The following is a 23,323-nucleotide window of genomic DNA, read 5'->3' on the forward strand; positions in this document are numbered from 1 at the left end:
AATGAAAAATTCGCTGCAATCGCTTATCTCCCGGCTGGAAACGGTAGAACCATCGGCTCGTGCATTCGTGGGCTTCGATGGCTATATGGACCGTATTCAGAAGGTAGTCCGGTCGAAAAGCCCAACCGGAAGCCAGTATTTCGACACCATTGATGAAGTCGCCGACCTGATGCATACACTGGCGGGGAAAAGTGGCCAAATCGAAATTGTGACCCTGGCAACTAAAATCGGTGGGAACGCCCCGATTCTGGCCAACGCTTTAGCCGCTTTGGGTATTCCCAACTGCTGTGTGGGGCCACTCGATGACCCGATTTTTGAGCAGATGCACACCCGCTGCGAACGGGTATCGCTCGGCCCGCCTGCCACCACCAACGCGCTCGAATTTAGCGATGGTAAAATCATGCTGTCGGAAGTCGCCCCGTTTGAGTTATTGCGCTGGACGTACCTGGCGGAACAGATTGGATTGGAAAGGCTGCGGCAGCAGTACGTCGATAGCCAACTGCTGGCCTTTGTGGACTGGGCCAATCTGCCGCATGGCAACGAGCTTTGGAGAGGCTATTTGACAAACATCGTACAAACCACACCGGTTGCTGCCACGCCCCACTTTCTGTTCGACCTCTGCGACCCGACCAAACGGTCGGCTGAGGAAGTCGTTGATTGTCTGGACATCGTCGCGGCCTATGCGCCCTACGGTTCCGTTACACTGGGCATGAACGAGAACGAAGCCCGACGAATTTACCTCGCCCTCAACGGCCACAGTCCAGCCGATGCCGTCCGGCTGGCTCAAACGCCTGATTTGTCTACGATTGCTACCTGCATTCGACAACAAATGGGTCGGTCCGCCGGTGCGGTTCCGGCGGTGCTGATTCACCCGACTGCCAGTTCGCTGGTGGCTACCGAAAGCGGCATCGAGCAGCAAACCGGGCGGCTGGTGCCCATTCCGAAAGTGCTGACCGGCGCGGGCGATAATCTGAACGCGGGTTACTGCTGGGGCCTGCTCAACGGCTTCGGCGCTACCGACTGCCTGTTGCTGGGCATGGCCGCATCGGGCGCGTATATCCAGAATGGCTACAGCCCCACCGTAGCCGATTTAATCGCGTATCTTGACAACTGGCAGCACGAAATCGCGCAGTACGACTGAGGATGGAGGCAGATAGGGTAACGGCTGGTTTTGAGGTCTTAATAACATGCATCATCCACAACGTTACCCCAGGCTGAAGTCCGAAACTGTCTGGTCCGTAAAGGCCAATAACCGCTTGGCTTTCAGTATACTACGTGCCCGAATGACACGGGTAGCCGTTTTTCCGGTCACCCGTTTGGTTACGTAGTTCAACTGGTGCTGCGAGATGCTGAGCCGGGCTGCATAGTCACCAACGGTATGGTTCTCCGCGAAATAAGTATCGACCAGCTTCTTGAAATTCTTATAGACAACCAGGTATTTTTTGGAAATGGGCTGCCCCCCGGTTTGCGTATCAATCGACCGCTGAACCTGCTGAAGCAGGATGTGCAGCAGCGACTGGCAAATGGGCCCCAAACAATCGGCCCGGCGGTGTTCGGCAGCCAGCAGGTCGATGGTGTGTTTGATGTCGGCGTAGCTCGTTGGGTCGGGCTGAAGGCAGGGATTGGCGTAAAAATTATCTAAGAAACTCAACTCGAACAGCCGGTCGGGGTTGTTGTGATTCAGCAAAAAAAAGTCGGCCGTGAACATAATCGTGCTGCCTGTCACGGGTTTCCACTGGTCAAAAGAGTGAAGCTGTCCGGGGGAAATAAAGAACAGCGAGTTTGCCCGGATTTCGTACTCTTTATAATCAATGACCTGTCGGCTTTCTCCGCTCTCGATCCAGATGATTTCGTAGAAGGTATGCTTGTGCAAATCCTCAACGTCTGGCTCGTCCATGGTGTCGAACCGGGTAATTTCAAACTCGGTCTTGTTAGTCGGCTGATTGATGAAATGGCCAATGGAATAAAAAGGAAAAAGCACCCTCATCGTATCGACTATAAATTACTGATGTTACGCCCAATTGCTACCAAACCAGACGCCCCTACGGGGCTGCGGAATGCTGCTGGTTCAGCCCCGTAGGGGCGTCTGGTTTGGTAGCCTGTCTTCAGCCCCGTCGGCTTCAGCCCCGTAGGGGCGTAGCAATAGACCGGGCGTAACATCAGTAAATTAGTTGGATGTTCTGATTCAGTCGTAAAAAAAGGAAGTCGGCAGGTGTTCGGTATATACGGACAGCTCTACACGCCCCGCAAAGACCAAGTTACGTTAATTTCGCGGACAGGCAGGCATGGGGCGAATCGGCCACCCGTTGCAAAAGCGGGGTGTATGGGGACAAATCAGGCTTTGTTTTGTTTATCAGCTATAACGATTACTCCCCGATGAACCAGTCCGCTATACCCATTCTTAACCCGGCCTCGTTTGTTGAGCAGTTCATCAGCCCGGTTCTTCAAAAACCATACCGGACTGAATCCCACCGACCTACCGGCAGCAGGCATAAGCTGTCCCGGTGGTATGAGCGTCACATTATCTGGTTGTCACGCTAATCCTCAATCGGGTCAGCCAGGGCTTCGCTGATGCCGTGAGCAGCCAGCCGGTCACACATCGCCATGGTCAACTGCGTGTCTAAGTAAGCGTGCAGATAGACTACTTTGCCCCACCGCATTTTGATGATGTGAACCCCTTCGTTCACATAGTCGGAACCGTCGGCGGGGGTAGCCCGGTCAATCCATTCCACGGCAACGGTGGTGTTCCAGGGCCAACCCTGAACCGCTATGTTTTTGATGTCAAAGGCCAGTCCCGGCGAGAGCCGGAACAACCGTTCGAACCACTGCCGCATGGCTCCGATGCTGTGACGAGTGCCGCCTAAAGCATGATTACCGCTGAAGGTGTGGGTGATGGACGGGGAGATACTTTTGAGTACCGTTTCGTAATCGCCCCGATTCAGGTTTTCGAAGCTTTGCAGAGCCAGCTTCCTGACGATGGTATGATACATGATTATGTGTTGTTTTAAATGGCTTAAAAATAAGGTACTTAATAGTCAGATAATCAAGATGTTAGACTCCTTCGGCGCAGTAAATGCCCTTTCCACATCCATACGCCGGTCAGGGTCAGGAGAGGAATAATGAACAGTTGCATCAGTAGGGTAAACCAGGCTGCCTCCCGCCAGGGAGCATAAACATACGTGCCGATGGCGGCTGCACCAATCAGGTGAACCCACCGCATCAGATTTCGGAGCTGGGCTGTTTTCATGCTGTTGTATTAGTTTCGTTCAGTTGACTAATACAAAGGTAGCGGGGCCTCAAGGCCGGTGCATTGATGTAGGATAAGAAGCAAACGGGCTACTTGCCTAAGCGGGCAACCTGCTGTTTGATGCGGCTCAGGCTTTCGGGTGTTACGCCTAAATAGGTGGCAATGAGGTGTTGCGGTACGCGCTGTAGCAGCTTAGGCTCTTCCTGCAACAGGGCCAGATAGCGGGTTTCCAGATTGTGAAACTGGAAATGGCTCATCCGCCGATCCATCATCAGGTAGGCGTATTCGGCCATTAACCGACCAAATTTCTGCATTTGGGGATAGCGTTCGTAGAGAGCGTAGATGTCGGCTCGATAAAACGTAGTTACCCGGCAGTCTTCGATACATTCGAGGTAATACTGCGTCGGTTGCTCGGTTTTGAAGCTGGAAAAATCAGTGGCAAAGGCAAATGAATCGGGGAAGTAGAAGAAGTACGTCACATCGATACCATCCAAAATGCGGTATAGCCGCATGGCCCCCTGATGGAGAAACAGCATCCGGTCGCATACCTGACCCGGTTCCAGCAGAATTCGTTTCTTTTCGTGCGTACCCGCGTGAGCGACAGCTAAAACCGCATCCCAGGTCTCGTCCGACAGGTCGACCATCTGGCTGAAATAAGTCCGCATAGCTATCCATTCCTGTTCCATAGTAATCAGGGAATAGGGTTGCGTGAATGACGCAGAAGCCTTTTTTAGTGGCCGAAACTACGACTTTTTGCCACACGAGCCTAAACGGCCCAACCCCGATGCAACAAGCATAACTTGTGCAACCATTGCCCCGATTTGTCTTACCAGCAGTCCAGGCACACCGGCGACTTTTGTGCTGTCGCTTTGGCATAGTGGCGGCACAGGAGTTATGAAAACGACATCATTCAGGAAAATAAACCTGCACACAGCGCGGCAGACCCAAAAAGCGACAAATGGAACGTATTGGCTTTCTTTTCTATTGGTACGTTGGTGGTTGGGATGCTGACCGCTTACATCAGCTTCGCGCTGTTCCCGGTAGACCGTAAATCCAATGATACGAAACCTGTTTTTAGGACTGTCGGTAATGAGTCTGACTGGCCTTGTGGGGCTTACCATTCCCGTAAGCATTTTGTTCGAAAACCCGGATTCCGTGGCCGTTTCGGTGGCTCCGAAAACTAAACCGAATCGCAACGGCGAACCGGCGACCCGCCGGAGTGCCGTACCACCCAATATTCTTTTCCTGTCGTGCGAGGATATGTCGCCCCACCTCGGCTGTTACGGAGATACGACCATTCCAACGCCCAACATCGACCGGCTGGCGTGGGAGGGAATCCGGTTCAGCAATGCGTTCTGCACGGCCGGGGTGTGTGCACCCAGCCGCAACGCCATGATTACGGGAATGTACCAGACCAGCACCGGAGGCCATAATATGCGGACGCTCTACAGTACGCAACCCGAAAAAACAGGTCTGCCGAAACAATATTCCATCGTACCCGCCCCCGACGTGCGGGCCTTTCCCGAGTACCTGCGGCAAATCGGTTATTACACCACCAACAACAGCAAAACCGACTACCAGTTCGAGGAACCGCCGACCGTCTGGAATGAGGTGAGTGCGAAAGCCCACTACCGCAATCGGCAACCCGGTCAACCGTTCTTTGCCGTTTTCAACAACGTCGTCACCCACGAATCGCAGGTTTGGGTGCGGAAGGATTTGCCCCTGCGGGTTGACCCGGCCCGGATTCGGGTGCCGCCTTATTATGCCGATACCAAAACTGTGCGGCAGGATATGGCCCGGTTTTTCAGCAACATCCGCGACATGGACGATTGGGTGGGCCAGATGCTTGACCAACTTAAAGCCGATGGCCTGTTAGACAACACGATTATTTTTTTCTGGTCGGACCACGGCGACGGGCTGCCATTTGTGAAGCGCGAAATCTACGACCGAGGCATTCGTGTTCCGCTCATCGTGCGCTTCCCGGATGGGCAGGGTGCCGGAACGGTGCGTTCGGATTTGACTTCGATGATTGATTTGGCCCCAACAGTGTTATCATTGGCGGGTTTGCCAACACCAAAACAGATGCAGGGCCGGGCGTTTCTGGGGAAATACGCGGTAAAAAAGCCCCGGCAGTATGTATTTGCTGCCCGCGACCGACTCGATGAAGTTTATGACCGGGTGCGTTCGGTGCATGACGGGCGGTATCAGTACATCCGCAATTTTTACCCCGACCGACCCCTGTACATGGATATTGCCTACCGCAAGCAACAGCCGATGATGGCCGAAATGCTCCGGCTCCGCGACGAAGGCAAGCTCACGGCCGTGCAGATGAACTGGTTCCGCCAGACGAAGCCTGCGGAAGAACTTTACGACATTCAAACCGACCCCTACCAACTGACCAACATCGCCGACCAACCCGCCCAGGTCGCGAATCTGAAGCGGTTGCGGCAACAGTTAGATAACTGGTTAGTTGAAACAAAAGACCTCGGCGGTATTCCCGAAAAAGACCTTATCCGGCAATGGTGGAATGGTCGGGATGAGCCTCCTGTTACGGCAATTCCGCAATTCCAAAAGCAGCGTGGCAAACTCTTGATAAGTTGCGCTACGCCGGGCGCGTCTATTGCTTACAAAACCACCAGTGGCCAGGACTGGCAGGTGTATAGCCAGCCGCTCGCGCTTTCCGGCCGGAATCGCTCGGATTGCCGCACCACCGGCGAACCGGCCGGACCACCGGCGAGCGTGACGGCAGTGGCCCGGCGCATCGGGTACGGACTAAGTGCAGAGGTTGAACACAACATACAGAACTAAAGTAGCCTAATGAAAAAACACCCCAACGCCCTTCGATTAACCACCGCTTTCGGTTTCTTCTTCCTTACACTGATGCTATCCAAACCGGCTAAGGCGCAATGGCCCATCGGGATGCAATCATCGAGCATGAAAGGCAGTAAATCTCCGGCATCCATGCTGGCCCAGCTTCGGCAATGGGGCGTAACAGAACTCGAAGGCGGCTGGCCGCGAACGATGCCCGTGAAGGAATACCGTAAACTGTTGAAAGACAACGGTGTGAAACTGGTTGGCATCGGGGCCGATTTTCGGCTGTTGCAGGACAGTGTTGCCCTCGTGGCTGACCGCGCCCGGCAGTTGGGAGCTGAGTATGTGGTTTGCTACTGGATTCCGCATCAGGGTGATTTCGACTCGTTCACCACCGCCGAAGCCGACAAGGCCATTGATGTGTTCACCAAAGCCGGGCAATATCTTCGCAAAAAAAGCATCACGCTTTGCTACCATAATCACGGCTACGAGTTTATAAAACACGGCGACGGCACCCTCTTCGACTATATGGCCGAGCGAATGCCCTCTGATGCCGTGCAGTTTGAACTGGATTTGATGTGGGCTAAACACTTCGGGCAAGACCCCACGGCCCTGCTTAAAAAATATGCCGGTCGATTTCCATTGGTGCATTTAAAAGACCGCCGACCGGGTACACCATCTACGTATCGGCGGGCTACCCTGCTGCCCCACAACGTCGCGCTGGGGCAGGGGGATATTGGCCTGAGCCAGTTTTTGCAGGAAGCCCGGCGGTCTGGCGTAAAGCACCTGTTTATTGAAGACGAGTCGCTGCAACCGATGGTGCAGATTCCGCAGAGCATCCAGTTTTTGCGGAATTGGGAGAGCCACAACCGGGTCGCCGGAGCGCCGGAACGCCGGCCGGGCGAAATTCGGTTGCTGGTCCGGGCCGACGACCTGGGTATGTCGCATAGCGCGAACCGGGCCTGTCTGGATGCCCTAAAAGACGGCATTGCCCGCTCGGTGGAGGTGATGGCGCCCACGCCCTGGCTTCCCGAAGCCCTCGCCGAGCTGAGCAAGTTGCCTGACGCCGACGTGGGCGTTCACCTCACGCTCACCAGCGAATGGACCACGCTCCGCTGGCGACCCCTCACCAACGCGCCCAGCCTGACCGATTCGGCGGGGTATTTCTACCCGACCTGCTGGAAAGGCACAACCCTGGGCCAATCATTCACCGAACATCCGATTAATTACGACGAAGCCGAACGCGAACTGCGGGCGCAAATCGAGCGGGTGCGGCAGGCAGTACCCCGGCAACTCTCGCACCTCTCCATGCACATGGCCTTCGACCGGGCCGACCTAAAACTTCGTGAACTTGTGGAGAAACTGGCAACAGAATACGGTTTGCCGACCCTCGAACCGTCCACCGCCGAGCCATTTCCGAAGTTTGCCGGGCAAAACGCCACGAACCCTGCCGACCGCGAAAAAGCCTTTGCTACCGCATTGGAAACGCTGCAGCCCGGAACGTACCTGCTCGTGACGCACCCGGCCTACAACACCGACGAAATGAAACCGCTGGGCAATAATGAATCCGTAGCTACGGCCCGCGATGCCGATGCTACCATGCTTAAGAGTTCGGTGGTGAAAGCAATGATTCAAAAACGCGGGATTCAGTTGGTCAACTACCGGGCAGTAGTGGGTAAAGTATCGAACTAAGAACATACGTAAATTATTATAGGCTTAGTCTTACGCTGAAGCAGGGGCATGCCGACACTATCAAACCGTTTAATAGAACCGCACCGGCGGCCCGGGCTGATTTTTATGATTGATAAGATTTGTCATGATTTAATACAGCCCAATTGCTACCAAAGCTGACGCTCCTACGGGGCTGAACCCGATGGGGGTACGACAGCTACCAAACCAGACGCCCCTACGGGGCTGAACCCGATGGGGGGGGTACGACATGCTACCAAACCAGACGCCCCTACGGGGCTGCGGAATGGTGCCAGTTCAGCCCCGTAGGGGCGTAGCAATAGGCCGGGCGTAACATAAGTTAATTAGAATAATCTAAAAAAATCAGTGAAAATCATACCTGTCATAAAAATCAGCCCAGGCCGATTTCTATGGTTCAAACAAGGGCGGGCGTATAATTTTGTTATATTTTTTACCCCGCTTGACCACTGCATAGACCCGATGGATGACCGGGCCGCCGGTGCGGTTTGTTTCTTAGCGCGTTGATAACCAAAATCTTATTCTTTCCTTCGTTGACTTTTCGCTGATAATAATCCTGTAATTCACCCGTCACCTGTAGAGCCGACATTGCGGCCAGATGGAGTACCGTTTTGAGTGATTTTCGGGCGTGGTGGTTTACGCGGGTCTTTCCCCGCACACTACTGCCCGAGGAGTGTTCAAAAGGCGCTACGCCAGCATGGCAAGCTAATTTTTTGGGGTCGGTAATCGCTTTGAATTCATCGCTGGCCAGAATCAGTTCAGTAGCCACGACTTGACCAACACCAGGTACAGAGCCGGGGCGCCGGAGCGATGACCAACTCAAACCGGGCCGCCGGAGCGGAGTGATTTCAGAGTAGGATCATCTGCAATAAGCTGTTTGATTGCTTTTTCAACCCCTTTTAAATCACTCAGTAGGGCCTTTAGTGAGCTACTGCAATGCTGCCCCAGTTGGGTAGTAAGGGCTTTTGTCGCCGAATCGTTTTTGCTCGGTTAAAGGCACCTTCAACTGGCTGGTCATACTCTGCAAGCGTTGCCGAAGACGAGTGGATTCAGCCAGCTTTTTCATCACTGGCCGTGCTGGTTGCCAGAGCCGGATACGATCTTGAAAGCGATAGGCATACTCAGCAATGCGCTGAGCGTCAATACTATCGCATTTACCTCGTTGCAAACCACCAGCTTGTTTAATCTGTAAGGAAGCTTCCATCCAAATTGGTAATTGAGCCTGAAAAAGCACCTCTAAAGCATGTGCATTGTAAAGTCCAGTATGTTCCATGCAAACTATGCAGGTTGAGAGCCCAAAATCAGGGAGTTCCCGGAGTCGCTTGGTTACCGCTCGTATAGCAGCCGGTGAGTTTTCAGATTGGGTTTGCCAGATGATGCCTTTATTGGCATAAACAGCCCAATCCAGGCCGGGCGGCCGGTGCCGTGTTCTTAGAAACATCAATCCCGATGAAATGGCGAATGTACATTGAAGTGCTTAATTTTATGCAGGGCCGCCTGTGCGGTTCGACAACCAGACTGCTTACTCCTCACTCGCTACCGCTCCGGCGGCCCGGCTTGCTAATGGGCCACAACGCCCTAATTTCTATCGCTCCGGCGACCCGGTCGAGGTTGGGTAAGAAAGACCGAGCGGAACCTGAATCGGCCCGCACAGGCGGCCCCGCATAGGTTGCGAGCCTGGCCGGAGACGGTAGGGAAGCCCGCTCGGTTGTCTGTCTGGCAAGCTACCTAAATCTTGGTTTCTTACCAGCTCTCAAACCTAAAGGCCGGAGCGGAGTCCTGCTGGTCACGATTGAAGGCAGAGTTGTTCGAGAATGGTGTATTCAGATCGTTGGCAGATGCTCGTACTGAGTTAGTTGAGTACATCGAGAGTTAGTACAACCGGAGACGGCGGCATTCGTCGCCGGGCAACATCAGCCCTGAGCAATTTGAGCAGACGTAGTACTTAAATTTGAATCAAAACTTGCATAGTCGACTATCCGGCTTAACAGGACCACCCCACGTTGCCTGAAAATAGGCACACACCCACCTTGACCAAGAAAAATAATGGGCGTTCTCTTTTTATTTGAACATTGTTCATTATGTTTGTAACGAAGATAGACCACTATGGGTGTTGCCGAGCGAAAAGCCAAAGAAAAAGAGGAATTGAGGAGCCTGATTCTACAGGGAGCTAAGGGGCTTTTTGTCCAAAAAGGAATTGAGCAAACCACAATTCGTAGCATCGCTGAGACGATCAATTACAGCGTCGGCACCGTCTATGTCTATTTTAAGGATAAAAGCGCCATCCTACACGCTTTGCACACGCAAGGCTTTCAGGAACTGAGCCGCCGGTTTGCCGTATTAGCCAGTGTGGGCAATTCCATGGAACGGTTAAAGGCCATGGGCAAAGTGTATATACACTTTGCCCTGGAAAACCCGGATATGTATGACCTGATGTTCAGTCTCAAGGCCCCGATGGAGTTTCTGAACGTACTAAATGAAGAATGGATGGAGGGCAAAACCACCTTCAATATGCTCAAAACAACCGTTAACCACTGTATGGATACCGGCTACTTCGTCGGGCACAAGCTCGAACCACTATCCTTCATGATCTGGAGCGTCGTCCACGGCATGTGCAGTCTCCACATTGGTGGGCGGGCAAAAGGGGTAAGCCTGCAAGACCCGGTTGGTATCGTGGATCAGGCCTACGATGAATTTTTGATGATGCTCGACAAGCAATAATTTTTTGCCCCTTATGTGAACAATGTTCAAACTTAAAACCATGATCAGTTATGCGTTTTTTAAGTCTACTCGGACTAGTCCTGGCGTCAGTCACGACCACCCTCGCTCAACCCAAAGCGGACGCTATTCTCGGCGAATGGCTCTCGTCCAAAAAAGATAGTCGGGTGCTAATCTACCAGCAGGGGGGTAAGTACTTCGGTAAGATCACCTGGGGCACGGGAGGGTCAGCAAAAGACGTGAAGAACCCGGACCCAATTCTGCGCAACCGGGACGTGATTGGCTTGGTCATTCTCAACGAGTTCACGCACGACGGAAACGGCGCCTGGGCAAACGGTACCATCTACGACCCCAGGGAAGGCAAAACCTACGCCTGTAAAATGACCCTCAAGGACGCCAGCAACCTGAACATTCGGGGCTACGTCGGTGTATCCCTGTTCGGCAGAACCGAAGTCTGGTCAAAAGTCAAGTAACTCCCAAAAAAACAAAGCAGCTATGAAACTCACTACCTCTGAAAAAGAGCGGCTCCGGCAGAAGTACGGACCCTGGGCCATCGTGACGGGTGCGACCTCCGGCATTGGCCTCGAACTGGCCCAACGGTTGGCCGAAGCCGGGTTAAACATCGTTATCAATGCACGAGGGGCAGCGGCTCTGGAGCAGTTGGCCCATACGTTGACCGGAACGAATGGCATCGAGGTCCGGGTCGTACCGGCGGATATGTCCGAACCGGCCGGTGTTCAGAAGTTGATTAATGAAACCCGCGAGTTGACCATTGGCCTACTGGTGACCTCGGCCGGGTATGGCACCTCCGGCTTGTTTGTAGAATCAACCTTGACCGATGAGCTGAACATGCTGAGGGTAAATTGCGAGGCTGTGTTGGCCGTGACGCATCACTACAGCCGACTCTTCGCTCACCAAAAACGAGGAGGCCTAATTCTGCTCAGTTCGATGGTGGCCTTTCAGGGTGTTCCCTTTTCGGCAAACTACGCGGCTACCAAAGCCTACGTACAGTCACTGGCCGAAGCGTTGGCCCGGGAGCTTAAACCAAGCGGGGTAGACGTACTGGCGGCTGCGCCCGGCCCGGTCGCAACGGGGTTTGGGCAACGGGCCAACATGACGATGACTATGGCCTTGACGCCCGGGCAGGTGGGCGTTCCGATTCTGCGGGCGCTGGGCCGTCAGACCACCGTGCTGCCCGGCTTTTTGACCAAACTGCTGGTTTACTCGCTGCGGACGGTGCCACGCTGGGGCAAGGTGCGCATCATGCAGCAGGTGATGGGCGGCATGACGGCCCATCAGCGTTGAACTGCATAGTCGCATGAAACCATTTTTCGATATCCTCCGCCAACGCAATGAGCCGCTCTACTACTTCGGCTTGTTGTGCCTGCTGGCCGCTCTGCTGTGTTTAGCGCTTACCCGCCTGACCCAGACGCAGGTGATGGGTACCAGCGCCTGGTACAAACCGTTCAAGTTCTTTCTCTCCACGACCATCTTCGTCTGGTCGATGGCCTGGTACATGCAGTATCTGGGCAACCTCCAGGCCATCGTCTGGTACTCGTGGGGACTGATTGTCTTGTTTGGGTTCGAAGACGGGTACATTGCCCTTCAGGCGGCCCGCGGGCAACTATCTCACTTCAACCTCAGCACGCCCTGGTACGCCGGGCTCTACAGACTCATGGCGCTGGCGGCCGTGGGTATATCCTTGTGGACGGCCTACATCGGCCTATTGTTCTTCCAGACGGACTTACCGGACCTGCCACCGGCCTACCGCTGGGGCATTCGATTGGGCATCATGCTGTTTGTCATTTTCTCGATGGAAGGCTTAGCCATGGGCTCTCGCCTGACGCACACCATGGGCGGACCTGACGGCAGTCCCGGCTTGCCCGTGGTGAACTGGAGCAAAACGTACGGCGACCTACGCATCGCTCATTTTATGGGTATGCACGCCCTGCAGGTAGTGCCTGTTTTGTCATTTTATGTGTTGAAAGATGTGAGGGCAACCCTAATGCTGGGGTTGGTTTACGGCATTGGCACCACACTATTATTCATACTGGCCCTGCAGGGAAAGCCGTTATTCCGATAAGTTGGGTACGGGGTTGGGGAATTCATTTCCTTTCCCATTCCAGGCTTTAATTCAGTCATACCCGCCCTACATCAATGCGGAGATAGCTTTCTGAAGTAAAGCATCACCATGGTTCCCTAAATAGCGTAATCCCTGTGACATCTACGGTCGCTTCCTGGTCATTCCGGAAGGAAACATCGCCTTTCCATTGGTTGAAGTATTAATAGACGGCCTACTAATGGGGCCAGACAGGGGTAAATTCCTCCACTTATAGACATTGCACAACAGGTATAAATAATATCCATCACAAAGATCTTGGCTACGCTTGCGCTTGAGGTCAAAAAAAGGCGAAATTGCTGCATACTAGTAGTCGCCGGGCGGCCGGTGCCGTCAGTGAGTGCCACTGAGTGGTCATTACTTTACTTCTTGGCCGATGCAAAGTTGACCCAATACCGGCCCTTTTTAATTCCACAACACGTTCAAAGCAAGAACCTATTTTGAGTTTGCTGCAACGAGTCCAGGCCTCCGAACTGGAAGAAAAGCTGGGCATCTATAGGACGGAACTGCACCGTCTCAACCGCTGGTATTATAGAGTCCGTTTACTTCCCCTTTTACAGTTTGAACATCCTTCTAAAGCTATGAAACAGGACTCTGCCCATGTCAAGTTGTTAGAACGTAAACTGGCCGAAATGGAAAAAGAGAACCAGTTCTTGCGCCTGCAAGCCGAAGCCTATCAGACGGTTATCCAAATTGCCGAAGAGCAATTTAAGATCCCAATCACAAAAAAGCCTGGCGCCAAGCCGTTGAGAAGCTAACTCGTCGCTACCCCCTCGTGGGGATGGAGTTGCTTTGTAAACTGTTTGGCCGCGTGCGTCAAACCTGGTATGCGGCTTCCAGGCAGGAAGAAAGAGTGATCTTTCAAACGGATGCTATCCTGCAGCGGGGCCGCCGGAGCGGAAGTCAGACGGATACGGCGTGAAGTGCCCGGTATGGGTATCCATAAACTGCATCATGAATTAAACGTGTTTCTGACGCGTCACCGCATAAAATTGGGCCGGGATCGCTTGCACGTGTTACTGAAAGAGAATGGGATGTTGGCCAAAAAGAAGGCTAGCAAAGTGGCGACGACGGAGTCAAATCACCCGAATTATAAGTATCCCAATAAAGCTAAAGATGTAAAGCCAAGCCGAATTAATGAACTCTGGGTGAGCGACTTGACCGCACCGGCGGCCCGGCTACATTTCAGTGGGTGTTAATTACGCTTACCTGTACGTGATTATGGACGCTTTCTCCCGGAAGATAGTGGCAGGGCCGCCTGTGCGGTTGGTCACTTCACAAAACGATGCATGCTAAAGGAGCTTCGGAGGCTCTAAATATGGCATTGCTGGCTCGTAAAGACATTAGCTAGCCCTTGTCCACCATTCTGATCGGGGCGTGCAGTAGTGCTCGTGGGCGTATGTCCAGCGATTACTGCACGCGAATGCCACCATTAGTATGACGGAGTCAGGTGATCCCAACGAGAATGCAATGGCTGAACGGGTGCTGCGTTCGCTGAAACCGGGCCGCCGGAGCGGATGATTGTAAATTAGCTCGTAGTTTTATTTCTTTTTTATCAGCAGAAGAAGCAGTCGCCAGGCGGTCAACGCTTATAATACGGTTCGACCGCATGCATCATTGAATTATTTGACTCCGCATCAAATGCATCAACGTAAGCGAAAACCTAAGCTTCGCTGGTATCTGTACAAGAAGGTGAGGTACGGAAATGTCTAATATGAGGGCCTATTTCGGTAGTTTTAATAACTGTCCAACTCAATCAGTAGCATACACCGGGCGAACCGTTTACACTCAGTAAGCTTAAAAGACCGGAAAACAAGTAATCGTCATCAAGCAATGAAAAACATTTGTTACTCACCAGTTTAAAGGTGCTTTCCCTTAATACTGTCTTGTACCTGACGTAATCCGAAGGTTTCGTGAACGATTTAGATGCACAATTAATACGACACCAAACAGCTAATATACAGGCTAATACATGTTCCATAAATGGAAGCGTTTGACATTTTATTAGTCGAAATCATATTGACAAAACCCACTCAAAAGTGTCTATCAAAAAAGTTGGTAAGGGCGCCAAAATGGTATGAGAATTGGGGCTTATAGCCGTTGAAAAGAGCTTTGCTCACCTTTTATTTCTATGCGTGACAGAAACTATCGTGCTCCGGTAATCACCACTTTAGCGTGGTCCAATTTAGTGACAGGAGGTCATCTATGACCTCACATCAACCCGTCGATTATGCCAAATTTAAGGCTACAATCTCGTGATCGAGAATTTGGGGCACTATCACGGTTATCTTGTCCCCCTTCAGCTCGAATGTAGGGACCTGACCACTCATGAGCAGTTTTACACCCGTTACTTTCGAGTTAGCTAACACCCGAATGGTAACCTGTGCGGCTACCGGTATCAACTCCCGAAAGGGTCCCTTCATCATCATCGGATTGGTTAGGTTTACTAAGTGAACTGTCATGGAATTGGCCTGCCGCCACACGTTGACGTCGATTACCCCCGGCCCTGTTACGGCAACAAGGGGTTCTTCGTCGAGTGCCCACTGAATAATGTTGCTCAGCAGTTGGCCGTGATCGGTGCTCAATAGCTGCCAGAAAGTCCGGTCCAGATCGCCGGGAATATAGGCGACCCGACCCTGGCCCACCTGCCGCAGGTACAACTCCCGCGTATCGGTTTCGGCTACGCGCGGGTACACGTCCTCCATCGGTAAATCGGGGTAGGTAGGAATGAGCGTAATTGGGCTGGGAAAAGGGACGGTTGGCTTTACCCCGACTTTGTAAATGGCGTTGATGATGCGGGGGGTATCCTTCAGCCCTTTCAGAATAAGCTGCGTCTGGCTATTTTGGGCATCGTGCCGCAAGTGCAGGTAACTATTCCGCATAGGGCCTTCCACGTTCTGGTCATACGACACCCCGAACAGAGTAGCCAGGCCAAAATCCGGTCGTTGCTTACCTGCCTCATCGTAGAGTGATGTTTCAAAGGTGGCTATCAGACTGCCGCCGTTGTCCACAAACGCCCGCAGTTGCCCGCACTGAGCGTCGGAGAGGGCGGCAATGTTGGGCAGGATGAGCAGCTTGAACCGCTTGAGGTCTTCGGTCGTCAGCAGGCGGTCGTTCACCATGTCGAACGGAACGCGGCTTTCCACCAGCGTGTGGTAGATGCCGTCCAGGTGATCCCCGCTTTTCTGTTGCCACAGTTTACCACCGTAATGGCGGTCAGTCTGTTCGGAATAGACCACGCCAACGCGGGCCAGCGAAGCCGTGTTGCGTAGGTATTTCTCATTTTTGTAATAGCCTTCGTAGAGGTTGGCTACGGCTTCCATCCACCGCTTGTCGTAGATATCGCCCCCGAATTTAACGAAACAGGGCCGCATCCCATTGGCGGTGCCTTCGGCCACCCAAATCCGGATTTCGGCATCGCTCTGTACAGAATCTTTCCAGCGAAATTCTTCTTCTACGCCAACGCTGAATATACCGATCAGCGGCTTGAGGCCCAGCGTCGCCCGCAGTTCTTTAGCCCCTTTGCCGTTCGCCCAGGGAGCCATCAGACCACGTCGGGCCTGTTGATCGGCAAAAAAGAGGTCAGCCTCTTTACCCGTCAGCACTTTGTCGGGGAAACCGTTGGGAATAAAGCGCGACATGGGCCGTTGTTTGCGAATCTCCGAATCCCACAAGGCCCACAACTCCCGCAGCCGCTTCACCCGCCACGCTCCGTATTGGCGGTACGTAAGGTCAAGTTTGTCGGCTTTTCTGGGCAGTTCCAAACCGGAGTCCGCCCTGAAATTACGCGTACAGTGTTCGCAGTAGCAAATATCGTGACCCGCCCAGCGGTTTGAGAAAATACCTTCAGGCTGATACCGCGCCATAATTTCGCGGTTCACCTGGGTCATGAACTCGAAATTGTAGGGTCCCAGGGCGCAGGTCACCCACAAATCCGGATTTGCCCAGTGACGGCGTTTTTGTCCGTCAACCGTGACGGCAATCCAGTCGGGATGCGCGACGTAGACGTTCTGCCGGGCGGCATGGGGGTCGGTGCGGAGCATGATTTTCATACCCTGCTTTTTGCAGCCGGCAACCAGATACCCCAGTGTATCGGCATTACCCAGATAATCGCTCCGGTGATGCAGGGGAATCTGAGTCGGGTAAAAAGCCACTACCCCTCCGGCACTAAGCAGTGCCCCATCGGCGTGGATGCGTTTGAAGTAGCTGAGCCAGAAATCGGGGTCGTAATGACCGGGATCGCGTTCCACAAAGGCAAGCTGCGCCCACCGCATCGGCCCATCGAGCCAAAACGGTTCCGCCGGCATCACGCCTTCACCAATTATCGAGGGATTTGCCAGCGCAACGGGAACAGCGAGGGCATAAGCCCCCCCCATGAGACTGGTGGTTTTAATAAAATCTCTTCGTTCCATATATCCGGGTGAGCATAGCAGCGCCCATTAAGCATCCACCTGCTTTGGGGGTGGATGTCAAATTTAGTTTGTAATGCAATACAACTAACGCTTGAGTCCCATGCTGACGGGCGAGCACCTGGGTCTACAAGCGTGGTCAGGAGACTGGCCCGGAACAATAACCATAGCGGTGTACTTGGTCACTTACTGTGTTTTTACTTTTTAACGATACGGTCTTCCTGGCAGTGAGGTTATTGGTATATAGTTAAGCGGTGTTGTCTTTTCTTGTCTCTTCCCAACTACATCCCCTAATGGCCCTCCTGGATTTGAATGATCACATTTTCAGGAGAGTTGGCTTACTTTAATTTTCCGATTTTCCAACCACCCCCAAGTCAATGCACACTTACCCTTTTACCAGCATGGTTTATCCACTCTGTTTTCAGATTTTTTAATAGGTTCAGGGTCAAATCCTTCAGCCCCTACTTCATGAAAGCCTTATTTTTAGTGGTAGTTAGTTTGATTTGCTTACAAAGTGCTGCCCAAAAGCCCGTTAGGGTGGCCTTGAGTGAAAAACCACGCCCTGGTCAACCCAGCAAGTTTGATAAAGCGACTCAAGCCCACCTGACGGCCTTGGTCTGTAGTGAAGCACCCGATGGCCGCAGCCGCTGGACACTGCGGTTGCTGGCTGAGCGCTTGGTCGAACTGCGCCTGGTGGAATCGGTTTCCCACCAGGCGGTTGGTGAGCAGCTCAAAAAAACCAGCTTAAACCCTGGCTCAAGCAGCAATGGTACATCGCCAAGATAGACGGTCAATACATCGCCAGAATAGAGGCTGTTTTGGACTTTTATGCCCAGCCTGCCAATCCACAAAATCCGCGACTCTGTTTTGATGAGTGCCCCTGCCAACTCTTAGCGGACGTGATAGCGCCCCTACCGGCTCAGCCTAATCAACCACGTCGAGAGGATAATGAATACAAGCGAAACGGCACAGCGGTAGTCCTGTTAGCCTATGATTTGGACACAGGCCAACGCTATGTGCAAGTGCGAAAACAACGCACCAAGCGCGATTATGCCGAATTTATGTACCATCTGCAATTGCATCACTACCCTAATGCTCAACAGATGCATGTACTCCAAGATAATGGCACCGGCCACCCGGCTAAACACCCACCAAGCCGGGAGCTTCTATGAACGCTTTGATGCCTTAACCGCTCATCAACTCAGCAATCAGTTCGTGTGGCACTATACACCTAAGCACGGATCTTGGTTAAACATGGCCGAACCGGGTGGCCGGAGCCATTGAATTTGCTGCTCTGGCCAAACAGTGTCTCGACCGCCGGATTGGGGATATCGTAACGTTGGAAAAAGAGGTACTGGCTTGGGTAAAGGAGCGTAATTAAGAAGCGGTTAGGATCAACTGGTTATTTGATAGTCCCCAAGCTCGGAAGTAGCTCAAACAACATTACGTCAAGATCAATTCGGAGAATAATACAATTATTGATTCTACCCATCAAGGTTACAAACCACCAGCATCCTACATAGTGTTGCTGAGGTTGATTAGTTACCGTCGACTGGCTTCACTACTGACATACCGCTGTCACTCCCATGTCTTTTCTTTGTGTTGTCAATCAATCGACAACGTCAACCAATTACAGGTCATGGAAAACACAGCGCAGTTTAGCCAAACGATGGATCCGATCGTTCTCTCACCCGAGCAACTTCTTGCCCATTGGCAGGGACACCGGGGACTCACCCGCCGGTTGATCGAAGCCTACCCCGACGAGCACTTCTTTTCGTATATCCTGGGCGGCATGCGACCTTGCTCGGCGCTAATTGATGAAGTCCTGCAAATGGCCGACCAGAGCATGCAGGGCGTTATTTCGGGCAAGTGGCCTTCCTTTGGCGAGGGGGCGGAGGAACCCCCCAAAGCAACGACGAAGCAGCAGGTACTGGCGCAGTGGGATCGGGTAACCGAGACGATTAATGCCTATTGGCCGCAGATTCCACCCGCTCGTTTCCAAGAGGTCGACAAGGCGTTTGGTCTGTATGAAGGACCTATCTACTGGTTTCTTTTCTACCTGATCGATAATGAAATTCATCACCGGGGTCAGGCGTATGTCTACCTACGCACCCTGGGGGTAGAACCGCCCGCATTCTGGGATCGCCCCCAGGTATAATCCGTCGGTAAGCCCCAAGGGGTAAGCCGTTTTACAAAAGCCTTTGCCACTATACAGATTGGCAAAGGCTTTTATGTATCGTGCTGGTGGCTATCCATTCCGTGATACCTATTCTTCCAGAATTAGCTATTTTTTTTTAGTACTTGATGCGTGTAAAGGTCTGGCTGGTTCGGCTTCCCAGGTTGTGCCATTCTTGGAAAAACTTCCTCTATCCAACTAAACGAGGATTATGAAACTCTCCTGGGTGAGACGAAGTAATTTTCATGTATGTGCTTCAAAAACAAGATGATTAGCTCGTTCAACTACTCAATACAGGATAACGCAGATGAGTGACACCAATCCCCGAGATTACAGTTGGGTTGCCAAGCGCATACGGGGTGTTGGCCAGCTGGTCGAAGAGCCGAATGCCAGAACCGAGAAGAACGGCAGCCATGTCAATCTGTAGTTCATCGAGTAGACCCGCGTTTAGGCATTGTTGGATAATATCCGCACCATGAACGCCAACGGCCTTGCCTGCGGCCGCAGCTTTTGCTTGCCTGACGGCCGATTTCAGACCATCCGTAACGAAGTGTACAGTCGAGTTCGGCTGTGGCCAGCCATCAGGAATAGTGTGGGTCAGTACGAAGGCTGGTCCCCACCCATGCTTTCCACCCCATCCATGGGCAACCTCGAAGGTCCGTCTGCCGGTTAGTACCGCGCCCAGTTCATGGACAAGACTTTTGTAATGTTGGGCACTGGGAGGGGATAGGTGGAAGGTCATGGCATCCGCTCCGCCAGCCGCGATTTCTACCTCGCCTGAGGAGTACCAATCAAACACCTGGGCTACACCATCCTGCTTATCGGCGACATAGCCGTCAAGCGACACAGACATGATTGCGATGACTTTTGACATCGTTTGTTGACAGTAGTTAATCTTGATAAAGGTAAAAAAAGGCCATTTATAACTACCCTATATACCAATCGCTTAATTTATTGTAGGCTATGCGATTGGTATTGAACGCGTTTTCGACGCTCCTATAGACCGCCTTTGGCGAGCGCTAACCGAAACGGAGTCCATGAAAGAATAGTATTTCGCCCAGGTACAGCAATTCGAACCGATTGTTGGCTTTGCGTTTTGCTTTAGCGATGATGGTTCGGCCTATCAAAAAGAATGGAAAGTTGCCCAGGTCGTGGAGAACCAAAAATTAGCGCATACCTGGGCGTATAAGGGCTATACGGGTCGTTCAGAAGTGATTTTTGAACTATTTGGTGAAGGGGATAAAACGAGACTCAGGATCACGCATACCCGTTTGGAAACCTTTCTCCGTGATGCCATTTTGACAACTTGTTCATAATCTGCTTCAAACGTACCATGTACGATTCGGTAAAAGCAGCCGATCGTTGGCAGCAAGAACTACTGCCAGCGATTGGCCTGCTAAGTGGTTTTGGGGAACCGTTGTCATTTAGCAAAAGCGTTCTTAACTAACCTCTACCTGGTAGAACAGCCGCGTTTTGTTTAGTGGATCAGCGTGTTATGGGGAATTGATCGATATACTCATCCAGCCGACTGAACAAAAACTAATTGTTCATCTCGAAAATCCTACCATTGCTTAACAGGCAATGAAATAAGAAGGCTATTATAAACGCCCTTTTTCGTCTTCCAGGCCTGTTTTGCGCTGGCGGGCGGCTTTCACCTGACTGCTTCCGAAAGCATAGGTGAAATTTACTCGAATCTGGCGGCTTTCGTAGCCCCCGCTGGCATCCATATACAAGCCCCCGAACTGACTGATGCCCCGCCACTGCTGCCGGTTGAAGGGGTCGGTCACGGTCATGACAAGGCTTCCCCGATCAGTCAGAATCTTACGTTGTACCCCCACATTGGTGCCCCAGTACCGGCGGTTTTTGAAGGTTCCTCCCCAAATTGAGGGTGAAGTATAATAGCCCGAAAGCTCCAAAATCCACTTGTGGGGCAGCGTAATGGTGTGTTGCATATACAGGCTCAGCACATTGGCAGTCAGGCCGATGGTGCGTCCTGGCCCGAAGTTGGCCCGGTTAGTGGAACGGTACGCGCTTAGCGTACTGTATACGCTCCACCACTTTGCGAGGCTAAATGGATAGCTAACGTTGAGCGACAGATTCCGTTGATTAGCGAGGTTGAGGGTGGTAATAAAATTTTGCGGGCGACCATTGCTGCTGAGTTGGGTGGTGTCCGTAATTTCGGTGAAATAGTCCTGGGTATCGCTGTAACTGAGCGAGGTGGTCAGCTTATATTTGTACGTGTGCGATAGCTGAACGGTGTTGGTGTATTGGGGTCGCAAAAAGGCGTTGCCTTTCCGGTAAGTTAACTCGTCGGTTTTCGACTCAAATGGATTCAGGCTCTGGTACGAAGGTCGGTTGATTCGCCGGCTGAAGGAGGCATTCCAGCGGTTATTCTGGTTGGGCGAATAGGTCAGGCCCGAGCTTGGGAATAGGTTCAGATAGTGGCGGCTCACGGTTTGGTCGGCCTGTTTGATAGCGCTGGTGAGTTGCCCCTTGGAACGGGTGTCCTCCAACCGAAGGCCAAGTTGAGCGGTCCAGTTGCCACGTTGTTTCTCGAACGACGCATAGGCCGCGTTCACGTTTTCAATATAAACAAACTGGTTACTGCGGCCCGTGTTCAGCCGGTTGCTACCCTCAACGATGTCGTAAAAGCTGAACCCGTTGTCCGTCTTCACCGACGATAACTTGAACCCGACACTCAGCTTCCCCCCACCTAATTTCTGGCTATAATCGGCCTTCAGAGTGTGCAGGATAACGTTTGTCGCCGTCAGCATTCGGTAATTTCGCTCGAGTAATAGTTGGTTCGTCGATGGGTTCAGATACTGGTTGGGTTGGAAGGCATTATTGTTTGAGTTGTACCGTCCCAGGTCGGCATCCACGCTCAGTTCTCGCCCGGTGGTGTCGGTGTATCGGTAGTTGAGGTTGGCGTTGCTGTTGGCCCGCTCATACTCGTTTTGATTATTGGCAATGAGCAAACTCGTGGCGGGTTGCCCCAGCTGGCCAATGGGTGTCCGGCCAAACGTCATGCTGCTGACGTCGTTCATTGACCCATCGAGCAGCATGCCGAGGGTGCTTTTACGGCTCAGAAAAAAGTCGGCCCCAGCGCGGGCATTGTGACTTACCGAACGTGAACGGCTTTCGCTTTTCTGATCAAAAAACTGGCCCGATTGCTGGCGGTAAAAGTTGACAAACGACCAGTCGCGGGCGTTACGCTGGCTATAACTCATAAACAGGTTCGCTTTTTTGGTGCGGTTATTGAGCGAAATCGAGCCGTTGAATTTGGGATAGTAGCTGCCCTGGGCAAAGCCGACCGTCGCGTTGCCGTTGGTACCGAAGTTTTTGTTTTTCTTCAACCGGATGTTGATAATCCCGGCGTTGCCCTGGGCGTCGTAACGGGCCGAGGGTTGGGTGATGATCTCAACGGCCTCAATGTCGGTGGCCTGCAGGGTTCGCATGTAGGCGCTTAAATCGCTGGGACTGAGGGGTGAGGGTTTTCCGTCGATAAATACACGAACACCGTTTTTTCCTTGCAGAATCAGATTGTCGTTGGGATCGAGCAACACGCCCGGTGCTTTCTGGAGTACCTCCAGGGCCGAACTCCCCGCCGAAGTCAGGCTTCCCTCCACGTTCAGAACGAGTTTATCTGGTTGCACGTCGATGAGTGGTTTGCGGGCCGTAACGGTTACGCTTTTCAACGATTTGGCGGCTACTTCCAGCACAACGGGGGGAACGGTCATGGCCTGCCCATCGGTCACGGCTATAGCTGCCGAGGTCCAGGTGCCGTACCCAACCCCCGACACCCTTAGCCGAAAACTCCCCGACCGAACACCCACCACAGCATACGCGCCCGAGACATCGGCCACTGCCGCTTTGGCAAGGGTAGAATCGCTCGTGCTCAGGAGTGTAACGGTCGCAAACGGAACCGCTTGCTGACGGGCATCGATCACCGTGCCGCTCAGGGTGGTGGTTTGGGCGAACAGGGGCGTGGACAGCAGCGCGAGGTACAGGAAAAACAGCTTTTTCATGGCTTCGGTAGATTGATGGGTCAAAAATAGGGTGGTGCCAAGCGGTGAACCAGCCGCAATCGGTGAGTGGGCAAAAGCGTCGGTGAACTGACAGGGGATGCCGTTGGACGA

General features: G+C 52.7%; 22 protein-coding genes and 1 pseudogene. 14 read left to right on the forward strand and 9 right to left on the reverse strand.

Features of this window, described 5'->3' with window-relative positions; genetic code table 11:
* Position 1: 1 nt before the first annotated feature.
* Positions 2 to 1,141, forward strand: coding sequence for a hypothetical protein (locus ACYVI1_RS18080; RefSeq protein WP_460912144.1), 1,140 nt, complete (start codon positions 2 to 4; stop codon positions 1,139 to 1,141).
* A 63-nt stretch (positions 1,142 to 1,204) separates the two neighbouring features.
* Here ACYVI1_RS18080 and ACYVI1_RS18085 read toward each other — a convergent pair whose 3' ends face one another.
* The 4 genes from ACYVI1_RS18085 to ACYVI1_RS18100 all read right to left on the reverse strand — a co-directional run bounded on the left by ACYVI1_RS18085 (position 1,205) and on the right by ACYVI1_RS18100 (position 3,933).
* Positions 1,205 to 1,987: an AraC family transcriptional regulator gene (locus ACYVI1_RS18085; RefSeq protein ID WP_460912145.1), complete on the reverse strand. Its 783-nt coding sequence runs from the start codon at positions 1,985 to 1,987 to the stop codon at positions 1,205 to 1,207.
* A gap of 550 nt (positions 1,988 to 2,537) precedes the next feature.
* A complete protein-coding gene (locus ACYVI1_RS18090) occupies positions 2,538 to 2,990 on the reverse strand; it encodes a nuclear transport factor 2 family protein (RefSeq protein ID WP_460912146.1) in 453 nt (150 codons plus the stop codon).
* A 53-nt stretch (positions 2,991 to 3,043) separates the two neighbouring features.
* Positions 3,044 to 3,247 carry a hypothetical protein gene (locus ACYVI1_RS18095; protein ID WP_460912147.1) on the reverse strand — a complete coding sequence of 68 codons (204 nt, stop codon included), beginning with the start codon at positions 3,245 to 3,247 and terminating at the stop codon, positions 3,044 to 3,046.
* A gap of 89 nt (positions 3,248 to 3,336) precedes the next feature.
* Positions 3,337 to 3,933, reverse strand: coding sequence for a Crp/Fnr family transcriptional regulator (locus tag ACYVI1_RS18100; RefSeq protein ID WP_460912148.1), 597 nt, complete (start codon positions 3,931 to 3,933; stop codon positions 3,337 to 3,339).
* A 370-nt stretch (positions 3,934 to 4,303) separates the two neighbouring features.
* On the opposite strand from ACYVI1_RS18100, the gene ACYVI1_RS18105 reads away from it, so the two are divergent.
* Both ACYVI1_RS18105 and ACYVI1_RS18110 read left to right on the forward strand, forming a co-directional pair.
* The gene (locus ACYVI1_RS18105) at positions 4,304 to 6,055 is read left to right on the forward strand and encodes a sulfatase-like hydrolase/transferase (protein ID WP_460912149.1); all 1,752 of its coding nucleotides are present in this window, start codon (positions 4,304 to 4,306) and stop codon (positions 6,053 to 6,055) included.
* A gap of 9 nt (positions 6,056 to 6,064) precedes the next feature.
* Positions 6,065 to 7,750 carry a ChbG/HpnK family deacetylase gene (locus ACYVI1_RS18110; protein WP_460912150.1) on the forward strand — a complete coding sequence of 562 codons (1,686 nt, stop codon included), beginning with the start codon at positions 6,065 to 6,067 and terminating at the stop codon, positions 7,748 to 7,750.
* Positions 7,751 to 8,198: 448 nt separating this feature from the next.
* Here ACYVI1_RS18110 and ACYVI1_RS18115 read toward each other — a convergent pair whose 3' ends face one another.
* Both ACYVI1_RS18115 and ACYVI1_RS18120 read right to left on the reverse strand, forming a co-directional pair.
* Positions 8,199 to 8,534: a transposase gene (locus tag ACYVI1_RS18115; protein ID WP_460912151.1), complete on the reverse strand. Its 336-nt coding sequence runs from the start codon at positions 8,532 to 8,534 to the stop codon at positions 8,199 to 8,201.
* A 159-nt stretch (positions 8,535 to 8,693) separates the two neighbouring features.
* Positions 8,694 to 9,206 (reverse strand): IS110 family transposase, encoded by a 513-nt coding sequence (locus ACYVI1_RS18120; RefSeq protein ID WP_460912337.1) that lies wholly within the window; start codon positions 9,204 to 9,206, stop codon positions 8,694 to 8,696.
* 665 nt (positions 9,207 to 9,871) lie between these two features.
* On the opposite strand from ACYVI1_RS18120, the gene ACYVI1_RS18125 reads away from it, so the two are divergent.
* The 7 genes from ACYVI1_RS18125 to ACYVI1_RS18155 all read left to right on the forward strand — a co-directional run bounded on the left by ACYVI1_RS18125 (position 9,872) and on the right by ACYVI1_RS18155 (position 14,315).
* Complete coding sequence (locus tag ACYVI1_RS18125) at positions 9,872 to 10,486, forward strand: TetR/AcrR family transcriptional regulator (protein ID WP_460912152.1); 615 nt, start codon at positions 9,872 to 9,874, stop codon at positions 10,484 to 10,486.
* Between the two features lie 50 nt (positions 10,487 to 10,536).
* Positions 10,537 to 10,956 carry a DUF2147 domain-containing protein gene (locus ACYVI1_RS18130; RefSeq protein WP_460912153.1) on the forward strand — a complete coding sequence of 140 codons (420 nt, stop codon included), beginning with the start codon at positions 10,537 to 10,539 and terminating at the stop codon, positions 10,954 to 10,956.
* Positions 10,957 to 10,978: 22 nt separating this feature from the next.
* Positions 10,979 to 11,788 (forward strand): SDR family NAD(P)-dependent oxidoreductase, encoded by an 810-nt coding sequence (locus ACYVI1_RS18135; RefSeq protein ID WP_460912154.1) that lies wholly within the window; start codon positions 10,979 to 10,981, stop codon positions 11,786 to 11,788.
* A gap of 13 nt (positions 11,789 to 11,801) precedes the next feature.
* Positions 11,802 to 12,566 carry a hypothetical protein gene (locus ACYVI1_RS18140; RefSeq protein WP_460912155.1) on the forward strand — a complete coding sequence of 255 codons (765 nt, stop codon included), beginning with the start codon at positions 11,802 to 11,804 and terminating at the stop codon, positions 12,564 to 12,566.
* Between the two features lie 482 nt (positions 12,567 to 13,048).
* Positions 13,049 to 13,360, forward strand: a complete 312-nt coding sequence (locus tag ACYVI1_RS18145; protein WP_460912156.1) for a hypothetical protein — start codon at positions 13,049 to 13,051, stop codon at positions 13,358 to 13,360.
* A gap of 111 nt (positions 13,361 to 13,471) precedes the next feature.
* Positions 13,472 to 13,801 carry a hypothetical protein gene (locus ACYVI1_RS18150; protein ID WP_460912157.1) on the forward strand — a complete coding sequence of 110 codons (330 nt, stop codon included), beginning with the start codon at positions 13,472 to 13,474 and terminating at the stop codon, positions 13,799 to 13,801.
* 355 nt (positions 13,802 to 14,156) lie between these two features.
* Positions 14,157 to 14,315, forward strand: coding sequence for an integrase core domain-containing protein (locus ACYVI1_RS18155; RefSeq protein WP_460912338.1), 159 nt, complete (start codon positions 14,157 to 14,159; stop codon positions 14,313 to 14,315).
* Positions 14,316 to 14,830: 515 nt separating this feature from the next.
* On the opposite strand, the gene ACYVI1_RS18160 is transcribed toward ACYVI1_RS18155, so the two are convergent.
* Entirely contained in the window at positions 14,831 to 17,014 is a 2,184-nt protein-coding gene (locus ACYVI1_RS18160) for an alpha-amylase family protein (RefSeq protein ID WP_460912158.1), read from the reverse strand.
* A gap of 465 nt (positions 17,015 to 17,479) precedes the next feature.
* Between ACYVI1_RS18160 and ACYVI1_RS18165 the strand changes: the two genes are divergently transcribed.
* The 3 genes from ACYVI1_RS18165 (at position 17,480) to ACYVI1_RS18175 (ending at position 19,169) form a co-directional block, all read left to right on the forward strand.
* Positions 17,480 to 17,797, forward strand: a complete 318-nt coding sequence (locus ACYVI1_RS18165; RefSeq protein ID WP_460912159.1) for a helix-turn-helix domain-containing protein — start codon at positions 17,480 to 17,482, stop codon at positions 17,795 to 17,797.
* Positions 17,798 to 17,829: 32 nt separating this feature from the next.
* Positions 17,830 to 18,183, forward strand: a complete 354-nt coding sequence (locus ACYVI1_RS18170; RefSeq protein ID WP_460912160.1) for a transposase — start codon at positions 17,830 to 17,832, stop codon at positions 18,181 to 18,183.
* Positions 18,184 to 18,680: 497 nt separating this feature from the next.
* A complete protein-coding gene (locus ACYVI1_RS18175; protein ID WP_460912161.1) occupies positions 18,681 to 19,169 on the forward strand; it encodes a DinB family protein in 489 nt (162 codons plus the stop codon).
* Between the two features lie 298 nt (positions 19,170 to 19,467).
* On the opposite strand, the gene ACYVI1_RS18180 is transcribed toward ACYVI1_RS18175, so the two are convergent.
* Entirely contained in the window at positions 19,468 to 20,061 is a 594-nt protein-coding gene (locus ACYVI1_RS18180) for a dihydrofolate reductase family protein (RefSeq protein ID WP_460912162.1), read from the reverse strand.
* Positions 20,062 to 20,260: 199 nt separating this feature from the next.
* On the opposite strand from ACYVI1_RS18180, the pseudogene ACYVI1_RS18185 reads away from it, so the two are divergent.
* Positions 20,261 to 20,503, forward strand: a pseudogene (locus tag ACYVI1_RS18185) (SRPBCC family protein); the annotation flags it as partial.
* Positions 20,504 to 20,785: 282 nt separating this feature from the next.
* Here the strand turns inward: ACYVI1_RS18185 and ACYVI1_RS18190 are convergent.
* Complete coding sequence (locus ACYVI1_RS18190; protein WP_460912163.1) at positions 20,786 to 23,212, reverse strand: TonB-dependent receptor domain-containing protein; 2,427 nt, start codon at positions 23,210 to 23,212, stop codon at positions 20,786 to 20,788.
* Positions 23,213 to 23,323: the final 111 nt, after the last annotated feature.

The organism is Spirosoma areae, from assembly GCF_054781775.1.

Coding starts and splice junctions, on each gene's coding strand:
- ACYVI1_RS18090 (WP_460912146.1), bottom strand. CDS start 2,990: ATGTATCATACCATCGTCAGGAAGCTGGCTCTGCAAAGCTTCGAAAAC.
- ACYVI1_RS18125 (WP_460912152.1), top strand. CDS start 9,872: ATGGGTGTTGCCGAGCGAAAAGCCAAAGAAAAAGAGGAATTGAGGAGC.
- ACYVI1_RS18190 (WP_460912163.1), bottom strand. CDS start 23,212: ATGAAAAAGCTGTTTTTCCTGTACCTCGCGCTGCTGTCCACGCCCCTG.
- ACYVI1_RS18095 (WP_460912147.1), bottom strand. CDS start 3,247: ATGAAAACAGCCCAGCTCCGAAATCTGATGCGGTGGGTTCACCTGATT.
- ACYVI1_RS18150 (WP_460912157.1), top strand. CDS start 13,472: ATGCTATCCTGCAGCGGGGCCGCCGGAGCGGAAGTCAGACGGATACGG.
- ACYVI1_RS18175 (WP_460912161.1), top strand. CDS start 18,681: ATGGATCCGATCGTTCTCTCACCCGAGCAACTTCTTGCCCATTGGCAG.
- ACYVI1_RS18120 (WP_460912337.1), bottom strand. CDS start 9,206: ATGTTTCTAAGAACACGGCACCGGCCGCCCGGCCTGGATTGGGCTGTT.
- ACYVI1_RS18135 (WP_460912154.1), top strand. CDS start 10,979: ATGAAACTCACTACCTCTGAAAAAGAGCGGCTCCGGCAGAAGTACGGA.
- ACYVI1_RS18100 (WP_460912148.1), bottom strand. CDS start 3,933: ATGGAACAGGAATGGATAGCTATGCGGACTTATTTCAGCCAGATGGTC.
- ACYVI1_RS18130 (WP_460912153.1), top strand. CDS start 10,537: ATGCGTTTTTTAAGTCTACTCGGACTAGTCCTGGCGTCAGTCACGACC.
- ACYVI1_RS18165 (WP_460912159.1), top strand. CDS start 17,480: ATGAAAGCCTTATTTTTAGTGGTAGTTAGTTTGATTTGCTTACAAAGT.
- ACYVI1_RS18080 (WP_460912144.1), top strand. CDS start 2: ATGAAAAATTCGCTGCAATCGCTTATCTCCCGGCTGGAAACGGTAGAA.
- ACYVI1_RS18140 (WP_460912155.1), top strand. CDS start 11,802: ATGAAACCATTTTTCGATATCCTCCGCCAACGCAATGAGCCGCTCTAC.
- ACYVI1_RS18160 (WP_460912158.1), bottom strand. CDS start 17,014: ATGGAACGAAGAGATTTTATTAAAACCACCAGTCTCATGGGGGGGGCT.
- ACYVI1_RS18180 (WP_460912162.1), bottom strand. CDS start 20,061: ATGTCAAAAGTCATCGCAATCATGTCTGTGTCGCTTGACGGCTATGTC.
- ACYVI1_RS18110 (WP_460912150.1), top strand. CDS start 6,065: ATGAAAAAACACCCCAACGCCCTTCGATTAACCACCGCTTTCGGTTTC.
- ACYVI1_RS18085 (WP_460912145.1), bottom strand. CDS start 1,987: ATGAGGGTGCTTTTTCCTTTTTATTCCATTGGCCATTTCATCAATCAG.
- ACYVI1_RS18105 (WP_460912149.1), top strand. CDS start 4,304: ATGATACGAAACCTGTTTTTAGGACTGTCGGTAATGAGTCTGACTGGC.